The sequence below is a fragment of the Aquisalimonas sp. genome (assembly GCF_007120195.1).
In the GTDB taxonomy this organism is placed as follows: Bacteria; Pseudomonadota; Gammaproteobacteria; order Nitrococcales; family Aquisalimonadaceae; genus Aquisalimonas.
The window spans coordinates 1-10503 of the sequence record NZ_SKOG01000053.1; the positions used below are offsets into that span (position 1 = coordinate 1).

Annotated in this window: 12 protein-coding genes; 11 read left to right on the top strand and 1 reads right to left on the bottom strand. The window is 65.4% G+C overall.

Features of this window, described 5'->3' with window-relative positions; genetic code table 11:
* From ribH to QZT63_RS04330, 7 genes are all read left to right on the top strand, one after another.
* A partial coding sequence (gene ribH / locus QZT63_RS04300) for a 6,7-dimethyl-8-ribityllumazine synthase (RefSeq protein ID WP_290648896.1) occupies window positions 1-231 on the top strand: 231 nt, incomplete at its 5' end.
* Window positions 232-235: 4 nt separating this feature from the next.
* On the top strand, window positions 236-772 hold the full coding sequence (gene nusB / locus QZT63_RS04305) for a transcription antitermination factor NusB (RefSeq protein WP_290648898.1): 537 nt from the start codon (window positions 236-238) through the stop codon (window positions 770-772).
* A gap of 76 nt (window positions 773-848) precedes the next feature.
* Entirely contained in the window at window positions 849-1820 is a 972-nt protein-coding gene (gene thiL, locus QZT63_RS04310; protein ID WP_290648900.1) for a thiamine-phosphate kinase, read from the top strand.
* Window positions 1820-2320 (top strand): phosphatidylglycerophosphatase A, encoded by a 501-nt coding sequence (locus tag QZT63_RS04315; protein WP_290648902.1) that lies wholly within the window; start codon window positions 1820-1822, stop codon window positions 2318-2320. The genes thiL and QZT63_RS04315 overlap by 1 nt, the downstream gene beginning before the upstream one ends.
* Window positions 2321-3250: a hypothetical protein gene (locus QZT63_RS04320; RefSeq protein WP_290648904.1), complete on the top strand. Its 930-nt coding sequence runs from the start codon at window positions 2321-2323 to the stop codon at window positions 3248-3250.
* Window positions 3251-3336: 86 nt separating this feature from the next.
* Window positions 3337-4629, top strand: coding sequence for a putative PEP-binding protein (locus tag QZT63_RS04325; RefSeq protein WP_290648906.1), 1293 nt, complete (start codon window positions 3337-3339; stop codon window positions 4627-4629).
* Window positions 4629-5060 (top strand): NUDIX hydrolase, encoded by a 432-nt coding sequence (locus QZT63_RS04330; protein WP_290648908.1) that lies wholly within the window; start codon window positions 4629-4631, stop codon window positions 5058-5060. Before QZT63_RS04325 ends, QZT63_RS04330 begins: the two co-directional genes overlap by 1 nt.
* 70 nt (window positions 5061-5130) lie before the next feature.
* On the opposite strand, the gene QZT63_RS04335 is transcribed toward QZT63_RS04330, so the two are convergent.
* Window positions 5131-6174, bottom strand: a complete 1044-nt coding sequence (locus QZT63_RS04335; RefSeq protein WP_290648909.1) for an alpha/beta hydrolase — start codon at window positions 6172-6174, stop codon at window positions 5131-5133.
* Between the two features lie 127 nt (window positions 6175-6301).
* On the opposite strand from QZT63_RS04335, the gene QZT63_RS04340 reads away from it, so the two are divergent.
* The 4 genes from QZT63_RS04340 (at window position 6302) to QZT63_RS04355 (ending at window position 10057) form a co-directional block, all read left to right on the top strand.
* Window positions 6302-7075 (top strand): DUF1499 domain-containing protein, encoded by a 774-nt coding sequence (locus QZT63_RS04340; RefSeq protein WP_290648911.1) that lies wholly within the window; start codon window positions 6302-6304, stop codon window positions 7073-7075.
* Window positions 7075-7863, top strand: a complete 789-nt coding sequence (locus tag QZT63_RS04345) for a metallophosphoesterase (protein ID WP_290648913.1) — start codon at window positions 7075-7077, stop codon at window positions 7861-7863. Before QZT63_RS04340 ends, QZT63_RS04345 begins: the two co-directional genes overlap by 1 nt.
* Window positions 7860-9113: a DUF445 domain-containing protein gene (locus tag QZT63_RS04350; protein ID WP_290648915.1), complete on the top strand. Its 1254-nt coding sequence runs from the start codon at window positions 7860-7862 to the stop codon at window positions 9111-9113. The genes QZT63_RS04345 and QZT63_RS04350 overlap by 4 nt, the downstream gene beginning before the upstream one ends.
* 113 nt (window positions 9114-9226) lie before the next feature.
* Window positions 9227-10057 carry an ion transporter gene (locus QZT63_RS04355; RefSeq protein WP_290648916.1) on the top strand — a complete coding sequence of 277 codons (831 nt, stop codon included), beginning with the start codon at window positions 9227-9229 and terminating at the stop codon, window positions 10055-10057.
* The last annotated feature ends 446 nt before the right edge of the window (window positions 10058-10503 follow it).

A 10503-nucleotide genomic window follows, 5' to 3' on the forward strand; every position in this document is an offset into this window, starting at 1 on the left:
GCCGTGATTCGTGGTGGAACCCCGCATTTCGACTATGTCGCCGGCGAATGCAGCAAGGGTCTCAGCCAGGTCGCCACGCGGCGCGACCTGCCGGTGGCTTTCGGCGTGTTGACGGTGGATTCCATCGAACAGGCCATCGAACGCGCCGGTACCAAGGCGGGCAATAAGGGTGTGGAAGCGGCATTGTCCGCGATGGAAATGGTGAGCCTGTTGCGCAGGCTCGATGGTTAACCCCATGGCCAGGACGCGACACAGGCACGGTCACAGCCGCCCACGGCGCGCAGCGCGCCAGCGGGCGCTGCAGGCACTCTATCAGTGGCAATTGACGGGGCAAAGTGCACGGGAGATCGAGAGTCAATTCCTCCCCGCAGAGCCAGCGCGGCCGATTAACGAGCGCCCCCCGGTGGTGGAACCCGACCGGGAGATGGAAGAAGCCCTGGACATGGCCGATGCGGATCTCGTCCTGTTCCGCGAGCTGCTGCATGGTGTGCTGGATCGGCTCGAAGAGTGGGACGCGCAGATTGTCCCGCATCTCGACCGTGCCATGGCCAGCCTTGACCCGGTGGAGCGGTTGGTGTTGCGCATGGGGGCGTACGAACTGAGCGAGCGTCTGGATATCCCCTGCCGCGTCGTGATCAACGAGGCGGTCGAGCTGGCGAAGGCCTTTGGCGCCGAAGCCAGCCACAAGTACATCAATGGCGTACTCGATAAGGTCGCGCGCGGCCAGGCACTGCGGGCTGCGGAGATGGGTCGGGGGGATACCCGAGGCTGAAGCATCCGCTGTGACCGGCTAGTGTCCTGTCCCGGAAGAGGCACCGGTGTGTCAGCACGGGGGGAGGGTGACGGGCATGACGGAATTCGATTTGATCCGGACCTACTTCGGTGACCTCGGCTCTCGGCGGACGGATGTGCTGCTCGGTGTGGGCGACGACGGCGCCGTAGTGCAGCCCCCGGCTGGGCAGACGTTGGTTCTAGCGACCGATTGCCTGGTGGATGCCGTTCACTTCCCCAAGGATGCACCGGTTGACGCGATTGGCGAAAAGGCCTTGGCGGTCAATCTCAGCGATTTGGCTGCCATGGGCGCGCAACCCGCCTGGTTTCAGTTGGTGCTCACCCTGCCCAAGGCCGACCAGCAGTGGTTGCGGCAGTTCGCCACCGGCCTGGGCCGTGTCGCGCGCTACCATCAGATGCGCCTGGTGGGGGGGGATACGGCTCGCGGCCCCTTGAATGTTACGGTACAGGTGGCCGGATTGGCACCGCCGGGCGCGGCCCTGCGGCGTTGCGGTGCCCGTCCGGGGGACGCCATTGTGGTCAGTGGCACCCTTGGCGACGCAGCCCTTGGCCTGGATCTCTGGCGCGGACGCGCGGATCGGGATGACCCGGACGTCGCCTTTCTTCTGAATCGCCTGCATCGTCCTACCCCCAGGGTGAGCCTCGGTCAGGCGTTGCGCGGGCGGGCGACGGCTGCGGTGGATATCTCCGATGGTCTGGCCGCCGACCTCGGGCATATCCTCTCCGCGAGCGGTCTGGGTGCGACTGTGGATGTGGATCGCTTGCCCCTGTCCGAACCCGGCTTGCGTTTCGGGGGGCGAGAGCGGCAGTGGGGGGGTGCACTGGCGGGAGGTGACGACTATGAACTGTGCTTTACGATGCCCCCCTCGCGGCTCCATGAACTCGACGCGATCGCCAGCCGGCTCGGCGTGTCGCTGACCCGCATCGGCTATATCCAACCCCAGCCCGGTCTGCGCCTGGTGCGGGGGGATCGGACGCCGGTCACCCTGGCCGCGTGCGGCTACAGCCACTTTCCGGAGCATCGCTGATGGCGCGCGGACAGGCGATCCCATCCCTTAAGGGGCGTGCCACGCTGACCAATCCGGTGCATTTTCTGGCGCTCGGCTTTGGCACCGGGCTGGCACCCCGGGCGCCGGGCACCGTCGGCACCCTTGCCGGAATCGCGCTCTACGTGCTGCTGCTTGCCTTGCCCCTGTGGGGTTATCTTGTGGCGACGCTGATTGTGGTGATTGCCGGGGTGTGGATCTGCGATCGCGCCGCCCGGGATTTTGGCGTCCACGATCACCCGGCGATCGTATGGGATGAGGTGGCGGGGTTTCTGATTACCATGATTGCCGCCCCGGTGGGCATCCTGTGGGTGATCACCGGGTTCGTCCTGTTCCGCGCCTTCGACGTGCTCAAGCCCTGGCCCATCAGCTGGCTGGATCGTCGGGTCGGCGGTGGATTTGGCATCATGGCGGACGACGTGCTGGCAGGGGTGTTCGCGGCTGTGTGTCTGCAATTACTTGCAATGATCATAGGTGCCTGAATGCTGGGTCGGGCAATGCGAGCGCTGGTTGTGGTGGTCCTGCTCGGTGTGCTGCTGGGGGTTGCCCTGTTCGGCGGACAGCGGTACCTCGAGCACCGGGTGGAGCGCGCCGTGGATGCGGTGTTGGATGATTTGCCGGCTTACGTGGAAGGCAGCTACCGAGCCGTGACCGTCAATCCGCTGGAGCGCACCGCCGCCGTCCATGATCTGCGGCTCGTCGGAGAGGGGCTCTTCCCCGACGTGCAGGTTCGCCGCGTGAGTATCCGCGAGTTCAGTGGCGGCTCCCCACTGCCCGAGCACCTTGATGTCTACCTCCACGACGCGTACTGGGTTCGCGGCGGCTGGCCGCGGACCCTGGAAGCCCTGGAGGGGGCGCTGAACGGGCCGGTGGTGGGCGATCTTGCGCTGCGTATGCGATTTGATGGGGAGACCCGCAGCCTGGCAATCGATCAGCTGATGGCGGCCCTGCACGGCGGCGATCGGGTGGAGGTGGAGGGGCGCTTTCTGCTGGGCGACCGGGGCCTCCTTGATCACCCCTACGACGGGCCTGCCTCGGGCCTGGAACTGGTGGAGTTCGAGGGTCGTTGGCAGGATGCTGGTTTGTTCCACGGCTTGCTGGAGCGGCTTGCCCGGGACCGGGGGATGACCGGCCCAACCATGGCAGCAAACCTCATCGGCGAGCTGGAGTGGGCCGTGGCCGAGTGGGACGATCCAAGGCTCAATGCCGGAATGGACGCCATGCGCGAGTTCTTCAGGGCCCCGGGCTTGCTGGAGGTTCGCGTGGCGCCATCGGACCCGGTCAATGTGGTGCTCATGGGGGAGCGCTTTCTGGTGAACCCGCCGCTGGCCTTGAGGCGTCTGGGGCCGGAACTGCGCTACACCAGCACCGAGCCCGCACCGCAGCCCACCATCACGGTTGGGACGCGCTGATCGACCGTGGGCGGGAATCTGTTGGATTTGGCCGTTGCGGGTGACGGTTGGTGACACGGCTGTGCCTGTGTCCGTAGACTGTTGCCATGCGTATCCAAGCCATGCCCTTTGTCCCCGGCATTGCCGAGGGCACCCTGAGCACCAGCGTGGCGGCGGCGAATGAGCAGCACATTGTGCTGATCGACTATGCTGAGCTGGGTTCCCTGAAGAGCAGGCCGGCCGGGCTCATCGTGGTGGAGGGGGCGCCGCTGTCCCATCCGATGACCCAGCTTCAGGGCTTGGGTATTCCCACGGTCGTGCTCGGGCGACGCCAGGCCGCGGAGCTGCACACCGGCGCCGCCATACACCTTGACGGCGGCAGCGGGCAGCTGCGTGGTGTCATCTCCGGGGCCGCCGACGCGGACGATGAACGTGCTGTCGGGTTGCAGGCCGGCGAGCCGGTGCTTACGGCCGATGGCGTGGCGGTGGAACTGCGTGCGAGCATTACCGGCGCGCCAGGGGCGAAGGAGGCACTGGAAGCGGGCGCCGCCGGCGTGGGCATGGTCAGGACCGAGTACCTGACACCGCCCCATGGTCGTCAGCCCGACGTCGCCTTTTACCATGAGGTGATGGGGGAGATTTGCGAAGCCGCCAAGCCCTTGGCGGTGACATTTCGATTGCTGGATATCTCCGTGGACAAGCGCCCCCCCTGGCTCGGCGAGATGGCCGGAATGGCCGGGCTGCTCGGTATGCAGGGCTCTCGCCTGTTCGGTGTTGAACCGGTTCGCAGCGTGGTCCAGGCGCAGGTGGCGGCCATCGCCGAACTGTCTCGGCAATGGGAACTGGCGGTGCTCATCCCCTACGTCGCCAGCCCGGAAGAATTCCGCCACTGGCGCCATGAGTTGGGTGTCAGGCTGCCGGAGTCGGTTCCCGTGGGCATTATGGCCGAAACCCCGGCCGCGGTGCTGGCGATGCCCGAATGGCGCCAGCGCGCGCAACTGGTGTCCATTGGTTGTAATGACCTGATGCAGTGCCTCTTTGGCGCCGACCGGGACATTCCCGAGGTGGCCGGCTACCTGGACCCCTATTCGCCACCACTGCTGCGCTTCCTCGGCACCGTGGCGGATCTGGCGGGACCGGATTGTCGCGGCGTGCAGCTCTGCGGCTTGCTGCAGCAGCTGCCCGGCGTCTTGCCGTTGCTACTGGGGCTGGGTTTTCGCCGCTTCTCCATGGCGCCGCGGCTCATTGCCACCCTGGCGCGGGTGATCCAACGCACCGATACACGGGAGGCGCGGCACTTGGCCCGCGCCGTGTGTGAATCCCCCGATTCCGATGCCGTGCGCGAGCTGCTCGGCCTGGACGCGGAGACACGCCCCGCAATGCCCTGGAGTCGTATCTAATGCCTATCCCCGAGACGCCGCTGTTGACCGCTGATTGTGTGATCCGCCTGGATGGCGATCGAAGGCGTGTCGTGCTCATCGAGCGCGCCAGGCTGCCCCACGGACTCGCCCTTCCCGGTGGTTTCGTGGACCGGGGGGAACCCGTCGAAGCGGCCGCGCGGCGCGAGGCAAAGGAGGAAACCCGTCTGGCCGTGGCGCTTGTGTGCTTGTTGGGGGTGTACTCCTCGCCGGACCGCGACCCGCGGGGTCATACTGCAAGCTGCGTCTATGTTGCCGATGCCAGCGGTACACCCGCCGCCGACGACGATGCCGCGGCGATCCGCATTGTGGATCCGGGCGACCCCGGCCCCCTCGCCTTCGATCACGGGCTGATCCTGGACGACTACCTGCGGTGGCTCGAGACCGGTGAGGTTGCGCCTTTGCGTGGTTGATAAATGTGGTGCGCCCCTGGCCTGAACGATGACGGGGGGTGAAGCGCGGCGCAACCCATCGTTGATCCGATCACGCCGAGAGTCCGCAGAACTCACCCAGCCGCCCCGCCAGTGCCGCCTCTTCCCCGGAGGATAGCGCCGCGTTCGGGTTGAGTACCCAGTCGCCGATGTCCTGGCGAACCACACCCCCTTGCAGATCCCGCGTGAGCATGTGGTAGCCCTCGCGATACAGCGCGGCGCGCCACTGCTCGGCATCAGGGAGGCGCTGGAACATCTGGCAGGTTGGGCGGTAGGGAATGATCTCGTCCTTTTCGCCATAGAGGATCAGGGTACGGCCCCGGTAGTGCGGGATGGCGGACTGAGCGGCGTCCATCAGGTTCGCCAGCCCCCTTAGGGCGTCGATCCGCGCGCCGCGCTGGATGAGGGGATCCCGGCCCAGGGCGCGCAGCATGTCGCGATTGTCTGAGGGCCGCACCTGCACCCCGCTCCCCGTCAGCTTGCGCTCTGGCGCGACCCAGGATGCCGCCCAAAGCGCGAATCGTTGATACCAGGGCATGGCCCCGCGATTCCAGACCGCCGGTGCCAGCAGGATGGTCCCGTCGATGTCGAGCTCCGGGTGGCGGGCGTGGGTGAGCAGCGCAACGGCGCCGCCCATGCTCTCCCCCGCGATGTACAGGGGCGTGTTCGGGTATTGTTCGCGCAGCAGGTCAACCACGACAGCCAGGTCCGAGATCAACACCTCGGTGCCCGCCCACACGCCGCGATGCTCCGTGGCACCAAAGCCGCGTTGATCGTAGGCATAGACGGAGACCCCGCGCTGGCGCAGGTCATGGCCAAGCACCGACCAGCCGCTGCGGTAGTCATTGAACCCGTGGACGCCCAGAATGACCGCCTTGGGTTCCTCGCCGAGTGCACGCCAGCGGCTCAGCGGCAGACGTTGTCCGTCTGGCATGGTGGCGATGCCCGGGTCCAAACTGGGCGTTTGCGTGGGTGGCTCCGTGTCCTGGGTGCGCGGACCGCACGCTGCCATGACAATGAGCACGGTGAGCACCAACAGCCCCCGCGCAAGAGGCTGCAGATAGCTGTGTGGTATTTTGTGGACACGGTTTTCCATGTCTTTTGTGATGCCTGTGAATCCATCGTTGTTCCAGTTTTCGCAGAATTCCCCTTGGCCTGCTGTGAAGCAGTCGCGATACTGGCAGCTTGAAGGCCAGTGAATGGCCAGTGGACGAGGAGGAGCGATGCAAACGAGCGAGCCCACCCAAGGCAGCAAACGGCAACGCCTGGTCGCCGGCGGTGGCATTGGTCTCTCCGTCGTCGGAGGACTGGCCGTGCTGTTGCCCGGGCCCTGGTATCAGCTGGGCTGGATCGGCCTTGGCCAGGCCTTCGACCTGATGAACTATGGTAAGTGGATTGGGCTGGCCGGTGCCATTTGCGGGTTTGCAGCCGTTCTGGCGGCGCTGGTGGGGCGCCGGCGGCATGTTGTGATCGCCGGCTTAGTGGCGCTGGGGCTGGGCCTCGGAGCCGCCGCTTGGCCGGTGTACATGCAATACCAAGCCGATCGGGTGCCACCGATTCACGATATCACCACGGATACGGACGACATCCCGGAGTTTGAGGCGTTGGTCGCGGCACGGGAGGAGGCGCCCAACGCCGTTGAGCATCCGGGGGAAGCCTTCATCGAGCAACAGCGTGAGGCCTATCCCGATGTGGAGTCGCGCCGCTATGCGGCGTCGCTGGATGACGTTTTCGCGGTGGCCGAGGAGACAGCGCGGCTGATGCAATGGCACGTAGAGCACGCCGACCTGGAGCGTGGGCGCATCGAGGCGGTGGCGACAACACCGTGGTTCGGTTTTCAGGATGACGTGGTTGTCCGGCTGCGCGATGATGGCGATGAGGTCGTCGTGGATGTGCGCTCGGCGTCCCGGATCGGCAGGAGTGATCTTGGCGTCAACGCCGAACGTATCCGGGAGTATCTGGCGAATCTGGACGGACAGTTGGGGGGAGAGCGCTGATGCGGATACAGGTTGTCAGTGATCTTCATAACGAGGTGGTGCGGCATCTGACCGAGGAGAAGCCACCCGACCTGCCGGATGTCCACGCGGATGTGCTGGTGCTCGCCGGCGATATCGATAATGGCACCCACGGGCTCCGCTGGGCGGCCGACCAAGTGGATCGCCTTGGCATACCGGCGATCTATGTGGCCGGCAACCATGAATTCTACGGCAAGCGGTATCCGGCACTGGTGGATGATCTGCGCGACCAATCCATGGGGACTGGTGTGTACGTGCTTGAACGCGATATTGCCCGAGTGAACGGCGTGCGTTTCCTCGGGGCCACGCTGTGGACGGACTTTGCCGGGGATGGCCGCATTCCGGTGGATCGGGCCATGCCGGCCGTCGGCCAGATCATGCCCGATTACCGTTACATTCGCACCAATGGCGAGGCGGAGATCCTCACCCCGGAGCACACGCGTGACTGCCATCGGCGGACGCGGGGGTGGCTGCATGAGGCCATCGTTACCGAGGCCGATGAGCCGACGGTCGTCATTACCCACGCGGCGCCCCTGCTGGACTGTGCGCACCCGAAGCACCCGATGAATGAATTGTCCACTGCGTTTGTGAGCGACCTCCATCCCCTGCTGGCGGAAGGCGGGGCGGCATTGTGGATTCACGGCCACACCCATGCCAATACAGACCTCTACTATTGCGGGGTCCGCGTACTGAGCAACCAGCGCGGCTACCCCTGCGAGACGGTTCCCGGCAGGCCGTTCGATCCGGAGCGGGTGATCGAGGTTCGATGACCCCAGCGCATGAGGACATCCACCAGCGCCGCGTGTTGCGGCGGCACCGCCGCGTCGCCACGGCGTCGCTTGTGGGGGCCGGCGCTGTCTATTTTGCTACCCACTTCGTCGAGACCCCGGGTTACTGGATGCTATTGGTTCGCTCCGGCGCCGAGGCCGGCCTGATCGGCGGTGTGGCCGACTGGTTCGCGGTCACGGCGCTGTTCCGACGCCCGCTGGGGTTGCCCATCCCGCACACGGCCATCGTGCCGCGCAACAAGGAGCGTCTCGGACGCGGTCTCGGACGCTTCGTCTCACGGAATTTCCTGGATCAGGACGTGGTCTTGGCCCGTCTGCACGGGGCAGAACCGTCGCTGCATTTGGGCCACTGGCTGGCGCAGCCGCACAACGCGGATCTGGTTGCCGGCCGGCTCCTGGTGCTCGCCCCGGACATGATCAACGCGTTCCAGGACCAGGAAGTCCGTGGCTTCTACCGGGATGCGTTGGCCTCCCATGTGCGGCGGCTGGATCTGGTGCCCGTCATTGAGCGGTTGCTGCAGCTGTTTATGGACAGCCGTGATCATCAGCGCCTTTTCGACCGCTCGCTGCTGCTGGCGCGGGATGTGCTGATCCGCAATCGGGAGATGATCCGCGGGCAGGTCGGTGCGCGCAGCCGCTGGTGGGTGCCGCGACGGTTCGACCGCCGGCTGGCCGACGCCATCATCGCCGGGGTTGAGGAATGGCTGGGCGAGCTTGCTCAGCATGATCACCCCGTCCGTCAGGACTTCGATCGGGCGGTGCACGATCTAATCGGCCAGCTCCGGGCGTCGGCAACCGTGCGGGCGCGACTGGACGGTATCCGCGATCAGATACTGGCAAGCGACGAGTTGCAGGGGCTGATCGAGCAGCTCTGGGAAGATCTACGTCAGGCCCTGCTGGACGGGGTGAACGCCGGGGATGCCGGGTTCCGGGCCTCTCTGGTCGCGAGCCTGCAGCGTTTTGGTTACACCCTGGAGACCGACCCCGGGGCGAGGGCGCGGCTGGATGAGCGCCTGGAATCGCTGCTGCGGGAGCTAGTGCTGCCGTTTCGCGACAGTATCGGCACGTTCATTGCCGACGTGGTCCGGGAGTGGCCCACCGACAGCCTGGTGGATCGGCTGGAATTGGCCGTGGGGCGGGACCTCCAGTTCATCCGCATCAACGGCACCCTGGTGGGGGCCCTGGTCGGCATGGTCTTGTTCGTGGTGACCGTGGCCGTTTTCGGGCACTGAATTGCCCGTATAATGGCGGGCCGCCAGAGCGGGTCATCCGGTGCCTGCGAGGCCTACCCCGGCTGTGCCGAGGGTATTCTGCAGCTTACTCATTTCCGCATGCGAGGGCCACAATGGAATACAGTGCGTCGCCGGGGTTGCGCGAGCGTGTCGGGGATTGGGTGGAAAGCCGTCCGGTCCAGAACTTCATCATTGTCCTCATCTGCTTCAACGCCATCACCCTGGGGCTTGAGACCTTCGATGTGGTGCAGCGCCACGCCGGCGAGGCGCTGCTGATTGTCGAGCGCGCCGTACTCACGGTGTTCGTCATCGAGATTGGTCTCAAGCTGTTCGCCTTCGATTACCGGTTCTTCAAGCAGGGCTGGAACGTGTTCGACTTCATCATCGTGGGCATCTCGCTGATGCCCGATGCCGGACCATTCACCGTGCTGCGGGCGTTGCGCATTCTCCGCGTGCTGCGCCTCATCGCCAAGGTGGGTCGGCTGCGGATGATCGTCGAGTCGCTGCTCAAGGCGATTCCCAGTATCGGCTGGATCGCGTTTCTCCTGGCGCTGGTGTTCTACGTCTTCGGCGTCATGGGCACAAAGCTCTTTGGGGATAGCTTCCCGGAGGATTTCGGTCATCTGGGGCGGACGCTGTACTCATTATTTCAGGTGATGACCCTGGAGAGCTGGTCCCAGGAGATCGCCCGGCCAGTGATGGAAGTCTATCCCCTGGCCTGGATCTATTTCATTGTCTTCATCCTGATGTCGGCCTTCACGGTGCTGAATCTGTTCATCGGCATTATCGTCAGTACCATGCAGGAGCGGCATATGGAGGAAGCCGACGCCAAGCACCAACAGACCGAAGAGAAGGCCCACGAGGAGCGCGAGCGCATGCTCCATCTCCTCGAGGATCTGCACCGCAAAGTCGAGCGGCTTGAGCGGGAGAAGTCGCGACGATGATCGCTGCCGTCACTCCCGCGGTGGGTAGGTGGTGGAGTCCTGCCATGGCACCGGGTCTGATCGAAAGGCGTAGGGTGCCATTAGCGCCAGCGTAATGCACCGTCAAACAAACCGCGCCGCAGGCGCACGGGGGCAACTCTAGTTGTGCGCCTGCGGCGCTATGTTATCGACGGCGGGTTACGCTGCGCTAACCCGCCCTACGGGTATGGCGTGCAGCCATGCCATGGCACCGGGTCTGATCGAAAGGCGTAGGGTGCCATTAGCGCCAGCGTAATGCACCATTATCTGCTGTGCGCCGACGCCCGTGAGGCTCTGGCTTCAGCGCCATAATTAGAATTGCTGGTCGACGGCGCGCGATTTACGCCCGGCGCAGCGACACATCCCGGAACCACCGCCGTAGCAACCCGTGCCGCGGCGAGAAGATCAGCGCCAGCAGGAACAGCGCC